General features: G+C 63.7%; 18 protein-coding genes. 9 read left to right on the top strand and 9 right to left on the bottom strand.

The features are described from left to right. The first annotated feature begins 94 nt into the window (after window positions 1-94). Complete coding sequence (locus OQE56_RS14360) at window positions 95-1708, top strand: ArnT family glycosyltransferase (RefSeq protein WP_267225324.1); 1614 nt, start codon at window positions 95-97, stop codon at window positions 1706-1708. On the opposite strand, the gene OQE56_RS14355 is transcribed toward OQE56_RS14360, so the two are convergent. The 5 genes from OQE56_RS14355 to OQE56_RS14335 form a co-directional block, all read right to left on the bottom strand. Further along, window positions 1705-3468, bottom strand: coding sequence for a sensor domain-containing diguanylate cyclase (locus tag OQE56_RS14355; RefSeq protein WP_267225323.1), 1764 nt, complete (start codon window positions 3466-3468; stop codon window positions 1705-1707). The genes OQE56_RS14360 and OQE56_RS14355 overlap by 4 nt on opposite strands. 95 nt (window positions 3469-3563) lie before the next feature. Further along, on the bottom strand, window positions 3564-3872 hold the full coding sequence (locus OQE56_RS14350; protein WP_267225322.1) for a hypothetical protein: 309 nt from the start codon (window positions 3870-3872) through the stop codon (window positions 3564-3566). 266 nt (window positions 3873-4138) lie between these two features. Next, window positions 4139-4432: a hypothetical protein gene (locus OQE56_RS14345; protein ID WP_267225321.1), complete on the bottom strand. Its 294-nt coding sequence runs from the start codon at window positions 4430-4432 to the stop codon at window positions 4139-4141. Between the two features lie 147 nt (window positions 4433-4579). Further along, window positions 4580-5380: an SAM-dependent methyltransferase gene (locus OQE56_RS14340; RefSeq protein ID WP_267225320.1), complete on the bottom strand. Its 801-nt coding sequence runs from the start codon at window positions 5378-5380 to the stop codon at window positions 4580-4582. Between the two features lie 117 nt (window positions 5381-5497). Further along, window positions 5498-6313: an alpha/beta fold hydrolase gene (locus OQE56_RS14335; RefSeq protein ID WP_267225319.1), complete on the bottom strand. Its 816-nt coding sequence runs from the start codon at window positions 6311-6313 to the stop codon at window positions 5498-5500. A 200-nt stretch (window positions 6314-6513) separates the two neighbouring features. On the opposite strand from OQE56_RS14335, the gene OQE56_RS14330 reads away from it, so the two are divergent. Then, window positions 6514-7371 (top strand): fumarylacetoacetate hydrolase family protein, encoded by an 858-nt coding sequence (locus tag OQE56_RS14330; protein ID WP_267225318.1) that lies wholly within the window; start codon window positions 6514-6516, stop codon window positions 7369-7371. Between the two features lie 65 nt (window positions 7372-7436). Here the strand turns inward: OQE56_RS14330 and OQE56_RS14325 are convergent, their stop codons facing one another. Beyond that, on the bottom strand, window positions 7437-8993 hold the full coding sequence (locus tag OQE56_RS14325) for a S53 family peptidase (RefSeq protein ID WP_267225317.1): 1557 nt from the start codon (window positions 8991-8993) through the stop codon (window positions 7437-7439). Window positions 8994-9178: 185 nt separating this feature from the next. Here OQE56_RS14325 and hemB point away from each other — a divergent pair, with 185 nt between their 5' ends. Further along, window positions 9179-10171, top strand: coding sequence for a porphobilinogen synthase (gene hemB / locus OQE56_RS14320; protein WP_267225316.1), 993 nt, complete (start codon window positions 9179-9181; stop codon window positions 10169-10171). A 701-nt stretch (window positions 10172-10872) separates the two neighbouring features. On the opposite strand, the gene OQE56_RS14315 is transcribed toward hemB, so the two are convergent. Then, a complete protein-coding gene (locus OQE56_RS14315) occupies window positions 10873-11211 on the bottom strand; it encodes an antibiotic biosynthesis monooxygenase family protein (RefSeq protein WP_267225315.1) in 339 nt (112 codons plus the stop codon). A 69-nt stretch (window positions 11212-11280) separates the two neighbouring features. On the opposite strand from OQE56_RS14315, the gene soxR reads away from it, so the two are divergent. Continuing rightward, on the top strand, window positions 11281-11754 hold the full coding sequence (soxR, locus tag OQE56_RS14310; protein ID WP_267225314.1) for a redox-sensitive transcriptional activator SoxR: 474 nt from the start codon (window positions 11281-11283) through the stop codon (window positions 11752-11754). Between the two features lie 2 nt (window positions 11755-11756). Here the strand turns inward: soxR and OQE56_RS14305 are convergent, their stop codons facing one another. Together OQE56_RS14305 and OQE56_RS14300 are read right to left on the bottom strand one after the other, a co-directional pair. Then, window positions 11757-12137, bottom strand: a complete 381-nt coding sequence (locus OQE56_RS14305) for a tautomerase family protein (protein WP_267225313.1) — start codon at window positions 12135-12137, stop codon at window positions 11757-11759. 17 nt (window positions 12138-12154) lie between these two features. After that, window positions 12155-12706, bottom strand: coding sequence for a DUF4865 family protein (locus OQE56_RS14300; RefSeq protein WP_267225312.1), 552 nt, complete (start codon window positions 12704-12706; stop codon window positions 12155-12157). A 211-nt stretch (window positions 12707-12917) separates the two neighbouring features. Between OQE56_RS14300 and OQE56_RS14295 the strand changes: the two genes are divergently transcribed. From OQE56_RS14295 to OQE56_RS14275, 5 genes are all read left to right on the top strand, one after another. Then, window positions 12918-14006, top strand: a complete 1089-nt coding sequence (locus OQE56_RS14295; protein ID WP_267225311.1) for a hypothetical protein — start codon at window positions 12918-12920, stop codon at window positions 14004-14006. Beyond that, window positions 13994-14146: a hypothetical protein gene (locus OQE56_RS14290; protein ID WP_267225310.1), complete on the top strand. Its 153-nt coding sequence runs from the start codon at window positions 13994-13996 to the stop codon at window positions 14144-14146. The genes OQE56_RS14295 and OQE56_RS14290 overlap by 13 nt, the downstream gene beginning before the upstream one ends. 116 nt (window positions 14147-14262) lie before the next feature. Beyond that, window positions 14263-15153: a LysR substrate-binding domain-containing protein gene (locus OQE56_RS14285; protein ID WP_267225309.1), complete on the top strand. Its 891-nt coding sequence runs from the start codon at window positions 14263-14265 to the stop codon at window positions 15151-15153. A 119-nt stretch (window positions 15154-15272) separates the two neighbouring features. Next, window positions 15273-17114 carry a monovalent cation:proton antiporter-2 (CPA2) family protein gene (locus tag OQE56_RS14280; RefSeq protein WP_267225308.1) on the top strand — a complete coding sequence of 614 codons (1842 nt, stop codon included), beginning with the start codon at window positions 15273-15275 and terminating at the stop codon, window positions 17112-17114. 189 nt (window positions 17115-17303) lie between these two features. Next, window positions 17304-18470 (top strand): glycosyltransferase family 9 protein, encoded by a 1167-nt coding sequence (locus tag OQE56_RS14275; RefSeq protein ID WP_267225307.1) that lies wholly within the window; start codon window positions 17304-17306, stop codon window positions 18468-18470. The last annotated feature ends 341 nt before the right edge of the window (window positions 18471-18811 follow it).

Here is an 18811-nt window from a genome sequence, read left to right as displayed (position 1 = left end):
GCTTGCCCTGCGACCCGGCTCCAGCCGGGACGCAGGGCAGTGACTGTGTCATCGTCCACACGCCCCGATCAGCCCATTACCCCAAGATATCGACATGAACGCCTGGTTCCGCCGCGACGGTCAGCTGCACATTCCACCGGCACTCTGGCTGCTGTTGTTGTTGCCGTTGCTGGCCGTATTGCCGCCGGTTCCCATCGACGAAACGCGCTACCTGAGCATCGCCTGGGAAATGCGTCAGACCGGTAGCTGGGTGACGCTGCATCTGAATGGCATGCCTTACTTCGACAAGCCGCCGCTGCTGTTCTGGCTGTTGAACGCCAGCTGGAGTGTGCTGGGCATGTCGCTGTGGTCGTCCCGCGTGCTGGTGATGCTTTGCGGCGTCGCCTGCGTGGCGTTGTGCGAACGCGTGGAGCGCCGTCTCGCGCCGGATGCCTCGGGGCAGGCCGCGTGGATGCTGCTGGGCCTGATCTTTCTGGATCTGTACACCGGCGTGGTGATGTTCGACGTGCTGTTGTGCGCGTGCGTGCTGATGGGCTTTCTCGCCATCGTCAGTTACGTGCAGGAAGGGCGGCGCGGCGCACTGGGTCTGCTCTTCGTTGCATCCGCGCTCGGTTTGCTCGCCAAGGGACCGGTGATGCTGTTGCATCTGGCGGCACCGCTGTTGGCGGCGCCGTGGTGGTCGGCCGGTGCGCCGCGCGTCTCGTGGCGCCGCGTCGGCGTGATGATGCTGGTGGTGTTGTTGGGCGCACTGCCGGTACTGGCCTGGGCCTGGGGTGCCGTGCATACGCTGAGCGCTGCCGACGCGCAGAACCTGTTGTTGCGCCAGACCGCCGGTCGCATGGTGAAGAGCTTCGCGCACAATCGCCCGGTCTGGTGGTACCTGCCGTTGGTGCCGGTGCTGCTGTTGCCCTGGCCGCTAGTGTTGCGCTGGCGCCGCATCGGTGCGGCGGCGGGCGTCTGGCGCACTTCGCGCGCCGCGCGTTTTGGTTTGTGCGCCTCCGTACCGGCTTTTGTTGCGTTCTGTTTTGTCAGCGGTAAGCAGCCGCACTACCTGTTGCCCCTGCTGCCGGGTGTGGCGGTGCTGCTCGGTGCCTGGGTGAGAAGCGATGCCGCCTTGCTGGCCATTCGCCGGCTATGGGTGCTGGTGGCCGTCGTTGCAGGCGTACTGCTGTGGGCCATGTTGGGCCACGAGCCGTTGGGGCGTGGCGTCATGCAGCGCAGTACTGAGCTGTGGCTGTATGGCCTGAGCAGCGTGATGCTGATCGTGGCTTGTGCGTATCTCGCGTTGAGTGGCCGCGATATCCGCATTGAGCGTAGAGCGGGGACCGTCGCGCTGCTGCTCGCGCTGGCCTTGCTGCCACTGGTACGCCTGCAGGTGCTGGGCTCGCTGGACGTGCGGGACATTGCGCAGCGCGTGGCTCAGTTGCATGCGCAGGGCGTGCCCATGGCGCGTACGCAAGGCGAGCCCGGGTTGGTGACCTTCCTCGCCCGCCTGCCGGAACCTTTGCCCGAAGCTGCCGATCCCGCTGCATGGGCGCAACAGCATCCCGATGGTGTGCTGCTGACGTACTCCGGCCGTGGCGCAGCACCGGCAGGTACCGAGAACGTGGTGAAGCTGGCCAATGGCTGGGTGGGGCTGCTGCCCGCGCGGGTGGTGCAGGCGAATGCGTCGGCGCTGGATCGCTCCCCCACGCCGCAGGGCGATTAGCGAGCGGACTCCGGGTAGTGCGGTACGTCCGCAACACCATCTTCTTCCGTAGCCTGTGCGGACGCGCCATCAGCAGGCGGGACGACGTCGCCACGACCACTGTAGATCACGCGATTACGCCCATCGCGCTTGGCCTGGTATAGCGCGTTGTCGGCATCGATCATCAGCTGGCGCAGCTCGTAGCCGCTGCGGTCCGTCGAGGCCACGCCGAAGCTCGCCGAAATCACCACGTGACGCGTCTCGCCCCAGATGGGCGTAGCGGCAATCGCCTGGCGAAGCCGCTCGGCACGATCCCGCGCCTCGCGTGCCGTGCAGTCGGGCATCAGCACGGCAAACTCTTCACCACCGAGGCGCCCGAAAATATCGCAGCGGCCCAGGTGCTGCTGACAGGCATCCACGGCACGCTTGAGCACGAGGTCGCCGATCAGGTGGCCGTGCGTGTCGTTGACCTGCTTGAAGTGGTCCAGATCCATCAGCATCAGGCAAACGCTGCGGGTGGATCGCGCCGCTTGCCGCAGCACGATTTCAGCTTCATCGACGAAATGCTGCCGGCTGCAGATGCGGGTGAGGCTGTCTTGTGTGGCCAGCCGCTTGAAGCGCAATTGCGAGCGCTTGGTGCGCATCAGCCAGAACGCGATGGAGGCGAGTACGGTCAGCAGCAAAGTAATGTATGCCCGGCTGGTTTCCATGGCTTTATGGTCGAGCTGGCGTTGCAGCTGCAGGATCTGGTTCTGGCGATTGAGCGTGTCGACCTGACTCTTCTGCGCCTGCACCTGCTGCTTGACCGTCTCGTAGGCCAGCGCACCTGCGGTTACCTCGCTGAGGTAGCCCTTGTCTGCCGTCATGTACTTTTCGTGGAAGGCCAGTGCGTCGGCGGTGTGACCAAGCCGGCTCTCGATCCGGTACAGCAGCTCGAAAGCTTTGCTCAGCAGTTCACTATAGGAGCTCTCTACATTGTTCTCGATGCTTGCGAGCGCAAATTTGCGCGCGGCGGGAAGATCCCCCTGGCTGAAATAGCCTTGCGCCAAAAGCAGGTTGGAGTACTGCATTTGGGAGGGAAAGTTGTAATCGCGCACCTCGGCGTAGTGTTCCTGCACGATCCGGATGGCCTCGGCGGCACGGTTCTTTTGCAGGAGGAATGCCGCCATGTCTTCGCGCATGGCGTTGGCATAAATCAAATCGTTGTCCTGCATGCACAGGTCGATGCCCTCCTGGAACTGGCTTGGCGTCAGCTGTGCATCGCCGCCATGGACCAATGCCTGCAGCCGGTAACGCGCCGCGTGGCAGGCGTTCTTGCCCGGCGGTACGTTCTCCAGCATTTGATCGGCGTACTCGAGAGCCTGCTTGTAGTGGTGCGAGAAGATGAGCAGTTGGGCCGCTTCACCCAGGGCTGCATAACGCGCGCCCTTGTCCGAGACCTGAGGCAGCAGCTCGGTCAGGCGGTTGAACTGGATGAAGGCCTCTTCGTAGTGATGCGTAAACCCGAAGATGTTGACCATCATAGCAAGCGCCCGCAGGCGCAATGCGGGGCTGGATGCCTGGTCGGCGATCATCCGCAGCGCGGGAATGGCCTGCGAATCGTTTCCTTCGAAATCCGCCTGCCATGCATCGAGAATGCGCAGAGACCATTGCTGGTCCTGCGGCAGGTTGCTCTCCATCTGGTGGAGCTGCGTGAGTATCCGTAGGAACCCGTCGTGGTCCGAAGTTTTGATGCTGGATGCGCGCTCAAGCAATTGCTCGGGCGTTTCGTTGGCGGGCATGGCGTTTACGGCCATGCCCGCACAGATACCCACGAGAGCGATGAGGCTCCCTAGCCACTTCCGACTCGTTGTGCCAAGCCGGAGCACGGGCCTGCTCAGACGGGCGCGATGGCGGCGCGTCGGCCCACCACAGGTGCGTTCAGAGCGCTTTGCTCCTCGCCTTCCTCGCCATCGCCCTCTTCTTCTTCCTCTTCGCCTTCTCGGCCAGGATTCTCGATGGTCTTGAACATGGGCCTTACGTCCAGCAGGGCGTAAAGATCATCGGTGCTACGGGCAATGATGGCGGCGCCGAGAGCGGCGTCGACCTGTGAATCTTCCAATGCCCGCGCAAGGTCCTCTTGCGGTGCATGACGCAGTTGCGCGTCGGTACCCAGGCGCTCCAAAAACTCGATGACGCTCGACATGGCTTGTGTTCCCCTGATGGTCTTGAAAGAAAGACAACACCCCCCCTGACTTGCCGTTCCCCTCTCCCCGGGGAGTGCTGGGAGAAGGCGATCATATCGCCCTTCGCGGTCAAAAATGTCTACAAGACACTTTCGTATGGCCTTTGAAGGTCGCTTCGGCGCAAGAAGCTGAGCAGCAAAGGGCGAGACCTTGAGTGCCGGGTTGGGGCGGGCCAGGCTATTGCCGAAAGTGGAGGGGGGACCCCCTCCACACTACCTGGGCGAGGTTAGAGGGCTGCCTGCTCTGCAGGACTGGCCTTCTGTTTCTCCTTTTCTACAACGTCGCCCGCAACGCCCGGCGGCAATGGCCACGGCCCCGGATTTTCCTGGGTATGGAACATGGGCCTCAGGCCCAGCAAGGCATAAAGTTCATCGGCGCTCGTGCTGTGCGCAATGATGGCTGCGCCCAGAGCCGCGTCTACCTGCGACTCTTCCAGTGCCTTCGCAAGCTCTTCCTGCGAGGCGTGGCGCAGCTGCGCGTCGGTACCCAGTCGTTCCAGAAACTTGATAATGCTCGGCATAGTTCGGTTTCTCCGTTGGTCTGTTGGGCGACACAGCTCCCCTGACTGCCGTTTCCCCGCTCCCCGGGGAGTACTGGGAGAAGGCATTCATATCCATATGGGCCTTGGTGATAGCGAGTGCCCACCTGAGGGGCGAGAGGTCCAACCCTAGGCTGGAACCAGGTCCAGCGCCGTCAAACGTGCCTGAATTTCCGAGTCGGCCTCGAGCTTGCGCGCCGGCGGCACAGCGAGGGTTTCTGCCGCTGTCAGGTCGGCCAGGGGCAACTGCGACAGCGGAATGCGCTCCATGCGCGGCGACTGAAAGGGCAGGGTAGCCGCGCAATAGATGATGACCTCGTGGTCGGCCGGATAGTCACGAGCCAGCACGTCCACCAACACCTGACGGTACGCCGGGCCGGTGGCAAAGCGGTGGCCAGTTTGCTCTCCCGCCAGGCCCACCTGCCAGAGAATCAGCCAGGCGCTGGGATCGACATTTCGCCGATAGACCATGAACTGGGTGGTTTCGAAGTGTAGGCAGCCGGCCGCACCTGGATCGATCCCAAGATCGGCATACAGACAATCTTCGGAGGAGATGCCCGGCTCCATGTGCGCCGGATAGCCTTCCTCGCGGGCCACCTTGATGGCGCGATGGGGCGCCCAGGCGAATATGCCGGGGTGACCGTAGAACACACCGCACACCCGCTTGCCTGCGCGCACTTCGGTAAGCATGGCGTCGACCATCCCGCGGTAGGTCTCCATGCGGTGCTTGCCCTCGGCATAGAGCGGCTGAAGGCTGCGCACGTCCGGGTGCATCTCCTTGAGCCATAGCTCGACCACGCCGTCGGAAACCGCGGCGAATACCACGTCCGCTTTCTCGATGTGACTGCGCGCCAACGGCGTGATGTGCGACCCCAGGGTGATGCCAATGCCAACGCAGGCCAGGCTGCCGGTCGAAGAGGGTGTGCTCAAAGTGATCTGCTCCGGAATGGGTAAGGCAGAGGCGTTTCAACATACCGCTTGGGTATGACAACGCAGCATAAGTGGCAAACAGAAATGAAAGCGAGTGCGGCTGCGGGTTGAAACGATCTAAGCGGATAAGAAAGGGAGAACGGCCGCCAGGAAGGCTTCGGTATGTTCGCCGTGCAGCCGATGCCCGCTGCCGACGTGGTGCGCGGTTGCGTGGGGCAAGTGGCTCGACAATAGCGACAGCCGTTGCGTGACGGCGCCATCGTTCTGGCTGGCCAGCAGCAGGCAGGGCGATGACAGGGTGGCGAGGCGGTTCCACCACGCCGGCATGGGCGTTCGCAACTCGCGGGGCACGGTGAGCGCCGCGCGCGGGTCGAACTGCCTCAACAACAGCAGACGCACCAGGCGGCCCATGCCCAACAGCTTTAGCGAATGCCGCCATGCAGGGCCCGGGCGTGATGCGGCTATGCCTGCCGCCTCTGCGGCGTCGCGCGGAGGTACGGGAGCCGCTTCGAGCACCAGCTTGCGAATGCGCCCGGGCTGATATGCGGCAAGCCGCAGCGCCAGATGCCCGCCAAGCGAATGGCCGACCAGACTGACGTCATGAAGGTCGAGCGCATCGAGCAGGGCAACGAGATCCTGCTCGAACTCCGATAGCGCATAGGTGGAAGTTCGCGCACTGCGCCCGTGGCCGCGAAGATCGGGCGCAACGATCCGAAAGCCTTCGTCGGCCAGCGCTTTTGCAACGGCCTCCCAGCTACCGGACTGGCTGGCGAACGCGTGGATCAACATCACGGGCTTGCCTGATGCGTCACCCGCCGTGCGGTACGCAAGCCGATGGGCTCCGACAGTGAGGTACTGATACGCAGAAAAGCAGGCAGCCAATGCACGTTCCTTCGTTGCGGGCGCGGCAAGCGTCATCGATACGTAGCTCATGCCTTCGCATGGCATGGCGCGCTACCGGATGTGCCTTTGGCGTCGTCCCCTTCTCTTCACGATGCCATGGATGGTTGTGCGTATTGAAGTGCTCACCAAGGCTGCCGGGTGGCAGGCCGATCCGTAAGGCATGGCGTAGTAAGCTGCCGCGAGTATCGACGTGTTGTGCCTGTGATCGACAGGTCTACCGGAGAACCGATATGCGATTCTTGCGTTTCCAACGGGGCGAGCGCGTGGGTACGGCGGTCGATGCGGGGGAGGGCTTCCGCGCGCGGTTCGAAGGTGATGCGCTGTACCCCGGCGATGTTGCTTCGCTGGCGCGCATGACGCCGATGCAACGGGCGAGTGCCGTGGCGGATCTTCGCTCAGGTGATGCAGTCGATCTCGCGCCGATCGCGTATCTGCCGCCGTGTGCGCGTCCGGGCAAGATCATTTGCCTCGGGCTCAATTATCGCGATCACGCACGCGAGTTTGAGTTTCAATCGCCGGACTATCCCACGCTGTTTGCGCGTTTTGCGTCGAGCCTGATCGGCCACGGGCAACCGCTGGTGCGTCCGCGCGTTTCCAGCAGCTTCGATTACGAAGGCGAGTTGGCGCTCGTGCTCGGGCGCGGTGGGCGGCATATCGCCGAACGCGATGCGCTCGATCACGTGTTCGGCTACACGGTGTTCAACGATGGTTCGATACGCGACTACCAGCTGCGCACGCCGCAATGGACCGTGGGCAAGAATTTCGATGGCACCGGCGCCTTCGGTCCCTGGGTGGTTACCGCGGACGAACTGCCGCCGGGTGCTACAGGGCTGCTGCTGGAAACGCGCCTCAACGGCGAGGTGATGCAGCATGCATCGACCAGCGACATGATCTTCGGTGTGGCACAGACCATTGCGATCATCAGCGAAGCGATGACGCTCGATGCGGGCGATGTGATCGTGATGGGCACGCCGTCTGGCGTGGGTTATGCGCGTCAGCCACCGGTGTACATGAAGGCCGGTGATGTGTGTGAGGTGAGCATCGAGCGCGTCGGGCAGCTGCGCAACATGGTGATGGACGAACCATGACGGCGTGCCTTGCGGTTGGCTCAAGGGGCGCTTTGCACGCCCCTGTGCCCGTTTGCCGGTGATCGTCAGCTCTTGGTGGTGCCCGTGCCACTCTTCATGGCGGCAAGCGCGGTGAGCAAGGTCTGGCCCTTGGGCGTGCCCAGGCCGGTGCAGGCATCCCAGCCTTTGACGGCCTTGAACTTGCCGTTGCTGCCCTGGGTGATGTCGTTGAAGGCGGCTTGGCCAATGCTGTAGAACGCCTGATGCGGATCGCCCAGGCTTTGTCCCAGCTGCTGGTTGAAACGCGCAATCAACGCTGCCCATAGCGGCGCCACAGCGCTGGTGCCGCCGATGACTTCGTTCTGGCCATCCACCAGCACCTGATAGCCGGTGGTGGGGTCGGCGTCGCCCGCCACGTCCGGGGTGCCGCGTCCCACAAAGTTGTTGGTGCCCTTGGGTACGTTGGACGACTGCTGCCACGCCGGCAGCGCAAACTGCGTGCTGACGCCGCCGCCGGTCGCGCCTTCATTACTGGCCAGCTCGTTCCACACTGTTTCGCTGGTAATCGCGGTGGCGCTGGCGATCAATTTGGTGCCGCCGCAGGCGAGCACCATGGGGCTGGAGGCAGGGAAATCGACGTGCGGCTTGCCGTCGCTTTCGCCATCGGTGAATCCGCTGTCGCCGCAGGCGACGGTGATGGTGACGCCCAGGGCGGCCGCATCTTGCATCGCCGATTCCATCGCCGCCAGCGATGCGGCACTCCAGCTGTCTTCCGGCCCGCCCCAGCTGATGGATAGGACGGAAGGGTGGTTGGTGGCGTCATGCGCGGCTTGCGAGATGGCTTCGTAAAACCCTTGATCGGTGTTCGGCGCGAAGTACACCGCAAGCGTCGCGCCGGGTGCGAGCGCGCCGATCACTTCCACGTCCAGCATCACTTCGCCATCCGCATCGCTGCCGGTCTGGCTGGTGCCGCCGGCCACGGATACCACGTTGACCGTAGGTACCTTGCTGATGCCGAGCGACTGGATGTACTTCGTAAAATCACTCTGGGTGAAGCCACCGCCCAGTTCGATCACCGCCACGGTTTGCCCGGTGCCATCGAGGCTGTCGGGAAAGCCATAGAGCTGGCCGAGTTGCACCGGCGTGTACGTCACGCTGGGCGTGGCTGCCGGGCGGCGAAAATGGGGCCGGGCCACGGGGCGCTTGTCCAGGCCAAGCACCGCGATCACTTTCGATGACAGCTCGGCCGGCAAGGTGGCCGCCTGATGACAACCCATCATCTCCGGGCCGCCATCGTCGAACTGGTAGCGCCCCAGTTGCACACCAAAGGCCTTCTCTAGCGCTTGCGGCGTGCCACGAAAGTGCAACGCGCGGCGATGAAGCGCGGCGCCGGTTTCAGTAAGGCCATGCGCGCTGGCGAAACTGCGCACGCTGTCCGCATCCGCCGGGTCGGCGCCCCACTGCGTGTCGAACGACTCGCGCTTTTGGGCGGGCTGATGCGGCCAGGACGCGGCTGCAGGGCGGTCGCCGCGCCGGCGCAGCACGACCGTGACGTCGATCGGTTCCGTACCTTCGTGCGGGCCCAGATAACGGGCTTCGGCGGCCAAGGGCCAGTGATGATGCCGGGCGGCTGGCGTGCTCATGGATCGGACTCCTGAGTGGTCAAAGCGGGGGACAGACTGCACTGGTCAACGTGTCAGCGGGGTGTTCGCAAGATGACTCGTTCATGGTGCGGTCTGTCTGTCTCACCGTCCGCGTCAACCTGCCTGACAGGCGGTTTGGGCGTGAGGCGCTAAACTAGGCAAATGTCTTGCCCGAGAGTCTGCTCATGAGCTACCCCGCCGTTCGCATGCGCCGTATGCGCCGCGATGCCTTCTCCCGCGCGCTGATGCGTGAGCACACGTTGCTTTCCAGCGACTTGATCATGGTGGCCTTCGTGATCGAGGGCGAAGGCCAGCGTGAGCCGGTGCCGTCCATGCCTGGCGTGGACCGTCTGTCCATCGACGAACTGCTGAAGCTTGCCGGCGAATGCGTGCGCCTGGGCATTCCCGCGCTGGCACTGTTCCCCTCGCCGGGTGCGGCGGTGAAGACCGAAGACGCACGCGAAGCGTGGAACCCGCAGGCCCTCATGCAGCGCGCCACGCGTGCGCTCAAGGCGGCGTATCCCGATCTGGGGTTGATTGGCGACGTGGCACTGGACCCGTACACCACGCACGGCCAGGACGGCCTGATCGACGACGACGGCTACGTGATGAACGAGCCGACCATTGAAGCGCTGGTAAAGATGTCGGTGGCGCAGGCCGAAGCGGGCATGGATTTCGTGGCGCCATCGGACATGATGGATGGCCGCATCGGCGCCATTCGCGAAGCACTGGAAGCCGCTGGCCATATCCACACGCGTATCCTCGCCTACTCGGCCAAGTACGCGTCGGCGTTCTATGGTCCGTTCCGCGATGCGGTGGGTTCGGCCGCCAATCTGGGCAAAGGCAACAAGCACACCTACCAGATGGACGTGGGCAACAGCGACGAAGCGTTGCGCGAGATCGAGCTGGATATCCACGAAGGCGCCGACGTGGTGATGGTGAAGCCGGGCATGCCTTACCTCGACGTGCTGCGCCGCGTGAAAGATACCTTCGGCATGCCGACGTTCGTGTATCAGGTGAGCGGCGAGTACGCGATGCTCAAGGCTGCCGCGCAGAATGGTTGGCTGGATGAGAAGGCCGTGGTGCTGGAGTCGCTGACCGCATTCAAGCGGGCAGGGGCGGATGCCATCCTGACTTATTTCGCGGTGGACGCTGCGCGCTGGTTGCGCGGCGAATAAGCCGCACGCGCCTTCTCCCTCTCCCCTTCGGGGCACGCGGGGAGCGGCCATGGATGGCCGCGGCTCTGAGGAACGAGGAGAGGGTTGGGTTGAGGGGCGGGTGCTCGCGGCAGCGATTGTTCCCCTCACCGTCATCCCAGCGAAGGCTGGGATCCAGTGACTTTGCTCTTGGCTCTGAACGTAGGGTTCCCGCCAGCGTGCCGCCTACGCAGCGGGCGTTTCGACCTCCTGCCGGAGGCCGAGTCACTTTTCTTTTGCTGGCCCAAAAGAAAAGTAACCCAAAGAAAATGGCCTTAAGAGCTGGCAGCATTGCGCAGGGATAAGCCCGAGCGCGCGAGGCGCGTTGTTACTTGGCAACCTTCGCCGCTACGACGCGAAGCTAGTCCCTGTGGGACACAGCGGGTACTTCCATGCGCTTCGCAACGCGCCGATGCGGAGAGGGCTTAAAGCGGAACGTCGCTGCGCTTCCTCTTGACTTGCACTGTGTGCGTCGCGAGGCACCCCACTTCTCCCTCTCCCCTCCGGGGAGAGGGTTGGGGTGAGGGGTCAATCTAGCGGTGCCGTCTAATAGTACGTAGCCCGATTGAAGCGCAGCGGAAATCCGGGGTGGCCGCGCGATACACGCATGCCACGCTGGCTGCACGCGGAATAAGCATCGCGCATTCGCCCCCTCTACCGCAGGAGCAGAGCGAACCCCCACATCACGTGTTGCGATAAACCCCCAGATCCGCCTGCACGCCCAGACGATGCATGAAGGCTGCCGGATCGAATCGCTCCTCTGCATAGCGCTGCTGCATCATCGTCTTGGCCGCCGCGAGCGACGCCTCGTCGCTCCATTCCACCACCGTGATCACATTGAACTCGCCGGCCAGGTCGGGCTGGGTGAGCACAAGGTTCTGTCGGCATCCGGGCTGTTTGTCCAGCAGTCGCTGGGTAAGGTGAAGCCGCTCCATGAAATCGGACAACGCGTGGGAGGGCACGTTGAAGCGGTCGATGCGATACACCGGTGCGGTGCGAGCAAAGGTCACTGCTTGGGTCATGAGGCAGACTCCAGGAAAGGTGTCTGGCACTCTAAGACCTCAAGTAAACTTCAGGTCAAGAGGTGGCCGATGAACAAACTCACCGGACCGGCCGGCCTGCCGGCGACGTTGAGCGTGGGCGAAGTGGCGCAGCGCAGTGGCGTGGCGGTGTCTACGCTGCATTTCTACGAAACGAAAGGGTTGATCAGCAGCGAGCGTACGGCGGGTAATCAGCGCCGGTATGCGCGCGCGGTGTTGCGGCGGGTGTCGTTTATCCGCGTGGCGCAACGCGTGGGCATTTCCCTCGCGGATATCGCGGCGGCGCTGTCCGCCCTTCCGGCGACGGTGGCGCCGAGCAGAGAGGATTGGTCCCGGCTGTCTGCCGCGTGGCGTGCCGAGCTCGACGAGCGCATGGCACAGCTCAAGAAGCTGCGCGACACGCTCGACGATTGCATCGGCTGCGGTTGCCTGTCGATCGATCGTTGCCGGCTGCGCAACCCGTACGACAAGCTGGCGCGGGAAGGCGCCGGCCCGCGGCGGCTGCTGGTGAAGACGGAAGCCTGACTCTAGGCGTACTGCGCCACGCCATTCCCAAACGACCAGTTCTCCTTGGCCGTTTCCAGCAGGTTGATCATGACGTCCTCCTGGCGCAGACCCGGTTCGGCGGCGAGCAACTCCACCGTGCGCTGGTAAAACGCTTTCTTCTGCTCGACCGTGCGCGTGTTGTTGCAGGCAATCTGGATGATCACCAGGTCGTCGGTGCGCGCGATATCCAGATAGTTCGGGTCGCAGTCGAACTCTTCCGCATCGTGCTGGTGCACGAGAATGAAGCGGTCGTTCTCTGGCACGTTGAAGGATTCGATCATTGCGCGATAGATGCTGTTGCGAATGGCGGCGATGTGCTGCGGGGACTTGCCGCGGCGAAGCGAGACACGAACGAGAGGCATGGGGATACTCCTGGGGATCAGGGTTGCGAAATGTGGCCGACCTCGTACCACTGGCCCGGGTCGTTGGCCTGCGTGGCGGGCACTTCGTTCCACAACCGGAAGCTCACGCGCGTCCAGGTGGTCGGCTCGAAAGCATTGACGGCGCCTGCCGCGCCGCGTTCGATATCGCGCTGCAACGCGGCGTGCTCATGGAGCCGCAGCGTGTCGAGCGCGCTGTAGGGAGCAATGCCGGCGACGTCCCGCGACGCAAAACGCGCCTGCCGTGCCTCCGGCGGAAGATGAGCGTCCCACACCGGCCAGCAGCGGATGGCCGGCCAGCCAAAGGCCTGGGTGAGGGCAGCAAAACTGGGGCTGCCCAGAAAACGCTGCATCGCGGCGCTGTCGCGCCACACGTAAAAGGGTGCGTAAAGATTCTCGCTGGAGCGGGCGCCGCGGCTGGCTTGCAGGTACGCCTTCAGCAACAGGCCGTCAAAGTGATCGAGCAGGTGGCCCTTGTCGGCGATGCGCTGGCGAATGATCGCCATGTCGTAGTCGGCGGGCAGGGTAAAGCTGTACTGCATGGCGATCATGGCGGTAAGTCCATCCAGTTGCCTGGGACATCACCAAGATAACGCGGCGGGGTGATCCGAAAAATCGGGAAATTTTTGACCGTCGCTTCCAAAAATCGGGACAATGCCCTTTTCCTGGCCTGAACCCATCGCGGGCGGCGGCGGGAGCGGCACGTCCGCCCGTCTGTCAGCCGTTATGATGCCTGCGGGGGATCGTTGAGGGTGCACCGTTATGTTGTCTGATACAGGAAGCGCAAGGCGCCAGACGCGCCTGTACTTCCTATGGCTGTCGTTAGGCCTCTTCGCCGCGCATCAACTCGTGGAGCTGCTTATTGCAGTGCTCCGCCACCATCATGCGCTGGATACCTGCTACTGGGACTGCAAGTGGTACGCCGGTATTTCCGAATACGGCTATTCGCTCAATGCAGACGCGGTGAAGCATCAGGCCAACTGGGCGTTCTTTCCGCTGTTCCCCATGCTCGTGCTGGGGGCGAAAACCGTCACGACCCTGTCGGTCCCGTTGGCGTCGGTGTTGCTGGGAAAGCTGTTTTTCATTCTCTCCATCTACGCCTTCATCGAATTCGCGACGCGCTATGCCGAACAAGTGCCGCCGTTGTGCGCGGGCATGGTGGCCGCACTCAGCCCGTACGCCATCTATGGGAATACCGGTTACACCGAGCCACTGTTTCTGCTGCTCACTTGCGTGTTTTTCATTTTTCTCAAGGAGCGCAACTATCTCGGCTGCGGACTGGTAGGGGCCGCGCTATCGGCCACCCGTGTCCCCGGGATACTCGTCGCGCTGCCGTACGCCGTCGTGGTGGTGCAACTTTTTTGGTCGGCGCCGCGAGATAAGCAGCTGGAGATGGTGCTGGGCGGTCTGCTGATTCCGCTGGGCCTGGCGCTGTTCATGCTGCACCTGTACCAGGTGACGGGGGATGCGCTGGCGTTCGTGCACGTACAAAAGGCCTGGGGGCGGCCGCCCATGGGCAATCCGCTGTCGGTGATGGCCGAGGGATTTCAGCGCGGAAATATCCATCTGATCTGGGCGTTGATGTCGCTGACGGCGGTGCTCATCGCGCTCTATCTGATGTTCACCGGCTACCTGACGCTCGGCGTGTTCTCCTTGTTCTGCACTCTGATTCCGCTGGCAACGGGGTTGCAGTCGATGCCGCGCTACATCTGGTGGCAGGCGCCGATCCTGCTCGTACTGGCGCGGGTCGTCAGCCGGCGTCCGCTGGCGTACGCGCTCATGCCCATTTTCCTGATGGGGCTTGCCTATATGTATATGGCCTGGATGGCGGTGAAAGCATGGGTCGTGTGAGCCGCTTCTACGCGCTGATCATCGTTGTCTTGCTGGCTCTCTATGCGGCCATCGGGTTCTATGTGCTGCACCCGGCGGCCAGCGTGGCGTACTCCCAGTACTTTCTTTCCGGCGAGCAGGCTGCATCGACCCACCGCTGATCGGGCGGAACCCGCTATGGGTGACTCGCGGCGCTTGAACGCCTGCGCCGGTTTGGCCGTACACTATGAAAAATTGGGATAAACCCAGGGTTCTTTACAGATATTCGGGATTATCTATGCGGCGTGTCACGTTCGATCTGGATGTCCTGCGCAGCTTCGTCACCGGCGTGGAACTGGGCAGTTTTGCCCGCGCCGCCGATCGCCTCGGGCGTTCAACCTCTGCCATCAGCGCCCAGCTGAAGAAGCTGGAGGAGCAAACCGGCACGCCGGTGTTGCGCAAAGCGGGGCGCGGCATGGCGCTTACCGAAGCCGGTGAAACCATGCTGGCCTACGCGCGCCGGTTGCTGGAGCTCAATGATGAGGCCGCTTCCGCGCTACGTGGCACGGAGCTGGAGGGCCGGGTGCGCCTGGGGCTGCAAGAGGACTTCGGCGAAAGCCTGCTCACCGATGTGCTGGGCCGTTTTGCGCGCGCCCATCCGCGCGTGCGTGTAGAAGTGCGCATCGCACGCAATGTCGAACTGCTCGACCGCGTTTCTTCCGGTCAGCTCGATCTGGCGCTGGCATGGGACGCGGGTGTCACCACGCCGCATGCCCAACTCATGGGTAGTTTGCCGATGCGCTGGATCGGCAGCGCCGCCACTGAAACGCTGTGGCCTCGCGATGATGGCGAGCCCTTGCCACTGGTGATGCTCGAGGCACCCTGCCTGATGCGCACGGCGGCCATCACGACGCTCGATCGCGCCAACATACCCTGGCGCATTGCCTTCACCAGCGCGAGCCTCGCCGGCATCTGGGCCGCCGTGGCGGCGGGCTTGGGCGTCTCGCTGCGCACGCCATTCGGATTGCCGCCGACGGTGCGTGCGCTGGCGCCTCACGAGATGAGTTTGCCGACGCTGGGCGAGCTGGCGCTTTGCCTGCATCGCGCCGAGGCCGAGCCATCACCGGCGGTGGCGCGTCTTGCGACCATCCTCGCGCAGCAATGGCAGGAGCTGCCGCTGGCGGCCTGACGTGGCAGAGATTGGCGCTGTGTCACAGCGTTGCCTGAAGCGTCACATCAACACCGCCCGCGCGTGAAATAATCCGACGGGCTTGGCATGGACAAGCTCTTATCTCATGGAGTGTGCGAGTGGATAGTCACCATTTTCTGGAGACAGCGCTGGTATTCCTGTTGGCCGCGGTGATCGCAGTGCCGCTGACCAAGCGCTTCCGGCTGGGCTCCGTACTGGGCTATCTGCTGGCGGGCATCATCATTGGCCCGCAGGAACTGGGTCTGATTTCGGATACGTCGGGTGTCACGACCATCTCCGAGTTCGGCGTGGTGCTGATGCTGTTCGTGATCGGCCTGGAGCTGTCGCCCCAGCGACTGTGGGTGATGCGGCGCCAGGTGTTCGGCACCGGCTTGCTGCAGGTGCTTGGCACCAGCGTGGTCATCGGCGCTGCGGCGTACTACCTGTTCGGACTGTCCATGAACGCGGCGGCCATCGTTGGCGGCAGCCTTGCGCTGTCGTCCACCGCCTTTGGCCTGCAGATTCTCGCTGAGCGCAAAGAGGCCGGCTCGCCGTATGGCCGGCAGGCGTTCGCCATCCTGTTGTTTCAGGATCTCGCCGCGATCCCGCTGATTGCCGCCGTGCCGCTGTTGGCCACCGCGTCGAGCAAACATGGTTTTGATGTCTACGCGGTGTTGCGCACGGTGGGCGCCATCGTCGCGGTGATGGTGGGTGGCCGTTATCTGCTGCGCCCGATCTTCCGCTTCGTGGCCAAGGCCGACACGGTGGAAGTGTCCACGGCCACCGCGCTGCTGGTAGTGATGGGCACCGCGTGGTTGATGGAGCTGGTCGGCGTGTCGTCCACGCTGGGCGCGTTCCTCGCGGGCGTACTGCTGGCGGATTCCGAATACCGGCACGAACTCGAATCGCATCTGGAGCCGTTCAAGGGCTTGTTGCTGGGTCTGTTCTTCATCAGCGTTGGCATGTCGATGGACATCATGCTGTCGGTGCAGCGGCCCTTGGCGGTGGCAGGGATGGTGGTCGGTCTGCTGCTGGTCAAGGGTGCTCTGCTGTGGCCACTGGGGCGTGTGGTGGGCAGACTGGACGGTCGTGATTCGATGCGTCTCGCCGTACTGCTGGCATGCGGTGGCGAATTCGCCTTTGTGGTGTTGAAGCTCGCGAGAGAGCAAAGCCTCATCACGAATGAGCAGCATGCCCTGCAGGTGCTCGCCATTACGTTGTCGATGGCGCTGACGCCGCTGATGGTGACGTTGTTCGGCCGTCTGTATGGTGCCAAACCCGCCAAGACGCGCGAGTACGACACCATCGATACCGATGCGCCGCGCGTGATCATTGCCGGCTACGGTCGCATGGGGCAGATCGTGGCGCGCGTGCTGCGCGCGCAGGGCATCCCGTTTGTCGCGCTCGACCATTCGGTGGAGCAGATCGACCTGGTGCAGCGCTTTGGCAACTGGAGCGAACTGTTCTATGGCGATCCGGCGCGGCCAGAGATGCTTCGCGCCGCGCAAGCGGACAAGGCGGAAGTCTTCGTGCTGGCCATGGACGATCCGGAAGCAAGCCTGCGCACGGCACGTGTCGTGCGCCGCATGTATCCGACGGTGAAGGTCATTGCGCGCGCCCGCAACCGGCAGCACGCATGGCGCCTGATGGATCTGGGTGTGGAAGTGCCCGTGCGCGAAACGCTGTACTCCAGCCTCAAGATGACGCGCCAGACGCTGGAGGCGCTCGGCCTTTCCCCTGAGCTGGCGGCCGACCGCGTGGAGCGATTCCGTCGCCAGGACGCTGAACTGCTCAAGCGCCAATACCTGGTCTACGACGACGACGCCCGTATCGTGCAAACGACGCGTGAGGCGCTGGCCGACCTCGATCAGCTGTATCAGGCCGATGCCGAGCCGGTGCCGGCAAGCGAGCGCCAACAGCCCACCGGGGTGACGCCCAGCGATCAGGACGTCACGCGCTGACGTAATTTCCTGATCCGATTCAGCGTTTTATGGTGGTTTTGGGCGCAAGAACCCCTCGCGGCAACTTGCGCCGCCGCCGCAACTCATTTCGATGTGAATAGTGAATGATGACCCCTGCTTGCAGGTCGTGCTGCCAGGGGGCGGGCCATCTGCGGGATCGGGATTGTTCCGACACTGTTCGCATCGTGCATGAATCAGCGCGTTCCTATCCATCCTGTCGTCATTCGTTTTGGGCGTCTGGGCGACACCATCCTTCTGCAGCCTCTGCTGCACAAGCTGCGTCGCCGTTATGGCGGCGCATGCCGTCTGGTGTCGCTGGGTGACAGTTCCCGCACGCTGTACGAGCAAAGCGACGACGTGCTTGAGGTCAGGCACTTCGACAGCCAGTACGGCTCGCTATGGTTGAACCCGCAACGGCTGCGCGTGGCGCTGTCACTGCGTTCGCTGCGCGGATCGCCGTTCTATATCTGCGAACCGGATGTTCGCACACGCACCAAAGTACGCCCGATGCTGGCGCTGGCGGACATCGCCCCGCAGCATTGCGTATTCATCGAAGACACGCCGCTGCGGCCGGAAGAGCACTGGGCCGACTGGTTGATGCGTTTTGCCGACGAAACGCCGGCGGCCTTCTATCACGTGCCCGGCGCCACCGGGCTTTCTGCATCACCGCGGCTTGAACCCACGTTGGATGAACAACGTATGGCACAGGCCTGGCTGGCCGAACACGGGCTGGCTGGCCGGCCCCTGGTACTGCTGCAGCCCGCCAACAAACGCACGATGCGCTGGAATGGCGTGCGTCGTGCGGAAGACGATGACAAATCGTGGCCGGTGGAGCGCTGGGCAGCACTCGCTCGTGCGATAACCGCCAAGATGCCCGACGCCAGCGTGCTGCTCTGTGGCTCGGCGGAGGAAGCGCCCTATCTCTCAGCCATTGGCGCGGCGGCCGGGCACGTGCGGGTCATCGTGCCTTCCCGCGGCTTGCCGCTGGGATTGCTGCGGGCATTGATGCAGATAGCGCACAGCATGGTGTCGGTCGACACCGGACCTGCGCACCTGGCGGCTGCCGTGGGTTGTCCATTGGTAGTGCTGTTCGGCAACCGGTGGCCGTCCATGTGGACCCCGCGCAGTGCCACCGGCAGCGCGGTCAACGTCATCGGCGGCCTGCCCAGCGTGCCGCGAGTGGACCAGATTGCCGTCGATACCGTCGTGCAGTCATGGCTGCAGCTGCCGCAACGGCCGGAGCACGCGGCGCGCCAGCTGGTGGCGGATGCGCTCGACGCCGGCGGTTGGGAGAGCTGCGTCACCGTCTGCCGTACCCTGGGCATCGCCGAGCCCATGCGGGCGGCGATGTTGTAGCGGGCACGCCGCCCCCTTCCGTTCTGCACCCTATGCCGCTGGCCGATTTCGAGCATACTGCGGGCGAGCAGGGGTGAGGGATGCTCTGATTAATTCCACGTACCCGGCATGACGTCCAGAAGGCCCGCAGAGCGTACCGCGTGGCGCAGGACAGACTGGCGGTCTGTTCAAGCCGCGCGGTACGCTCTGCGGGCCTTCCGGACGTCACCCCGGCAGTTAAATTCAAAACGTTGGGGCCGCACGGTATGCGCGCAACGCTTCGCCCCGCCGTCTCGACAGGCAGCCAGCCTGCCTTCGCCGACGGTGCTGTGCGTTGCGCGCATACCGTGCGGTGACGGGTA

The sequence above is a fragment of the Dyella silvae genome (genome assembly GCF_026421305.1).
In the GTDB taxonomy this organism is placed as follows: Bacteria; Pseudomonadota; Gammaproteobacteria; order Xanthomonadales; family Rhodanobacteraceae; genus Dyella; species Dyella silvae.
Note: the sequence above shows the minus strand (reverse complement) of the source record. Positions and strands in the feature narration are given on the sequence as shown.

Excerpts from the sequence above, each read along its gene's own strand:
- soxR (WP_267225314.1), top strand. The coding sequence starts at position 11,281 with ATGAACAAACTCACCGGACCGGCCGGCCTGCCGGCGACGTTGAGCGTG.
- OQE56_RS14290 (WP_267225310.1), top strand. The coding sequence starts at position 13,994 with ATGGGTCGTGTGAGCCGCTTCTACGCGCTGATCATCGTTGTCTTGCTG.
- OQE56_RS14330 (WP_267225318.1), top strand. The coding sequence starts at position 6,514 with ATGCGATTCTTGCGTTTCCAACGGGGCGAGCGCGTGGGTACGGCGGTC.
- OQE56_RS14275 (WP_267225307.1), top strand. The coding sequence starts at position 17,304 with ATGAATCAGCGCGTTCCTATCCATCCTGTCGTCATTCGTTTTGGGCGT.
- OQE56_RS14305 (WP_267225313.1), bottom strand. The coding sequence starts at position 12,137 with ATGCCTCTCGTTCGTGTCTCGCTTCGCCGCGGCAAGTCCCCGCAGCAC.
- OQE56_RS14295 (WP_267225311.1), top strand. The coding sequence starts at position 12,918 with ATGTTGTCTGATACAGGAAGCGCAAGGCGCCAGACGCGCCTGTACTTC.
- hemB (WP_267225316.1), top strand. The coding sequence starts at position 9,179 with ATGAGCTACCCCGCCGTTCGCATGCGCCGTATGCGCCGCGATGCCTTC.
- OQE56_RS14335 (WP_267225319.1), bottom strand. The coding sequence starts at position 6,313 with ATGAGCTACGTATCGATGACGCTTGCCGCGCCCGCAACGAAGGAACGT.
- OQE56_RS14315 (WP_267225315.1), bottom strand. The coding sequence starts at position 11,211 with ATGACCCAAGCAGTGACCTTTGCTCGCACCGCACCGGTGTATCGCATC.
- OQE56_RS14325 (WP_267225317.1), bottom strand. The coding sequence starts at position 8,993 with ATGAGCACGCCAGCCGCCCGGCATCATCACTGGCCCTTGGCCGCCGAA.
- OQE56_RS14300 (WP_267225312.1), bottom strand. The coding sequence starts at position 12,706 with ATGATCGCCATGCAGTACAGCTTTACCCTGCCCGCCGACTACGACATG.
- OQE56_RS14345 (WP_267225321.1), bottom strand. The coding sequence starts at position 4,432 with ATGCCGAGCATTATCAAGTTTCTGGAACGACTGGGTACCGACGCGCAG.
- OQE56_RS14350 (WP_267225322.1), bottom strand. The coding sequence starts at position 3,872 with ATGTCGAGCGTCATCGAGTTTTTGGAGCGCCTGGGTACCGACGCGCAA.
- OQE56_RS14355 (WP_267225323.1), bottom strand. The coding sequence starts at position 3,468 with ATGCCCGCCAACGAAACGCCCGAGCAATTGCTTGAGCGCGCATCCAGC.
- OQE56_RS14285 (WP_267225309.1), top strand. The coding sequence starts at position 14,263 with ATGCGGCGTGTCACGTTCGATCTGGATGTCCTGCGCAGCTTCGTCACC.
- OQE56_RS14360 (WP_267225324.1), top strand. The coding sequence starts at position 95 with ATGAACGCCTGGTTCCGCCGCGACGGTCAGCTGCACATTCCACCGGCA.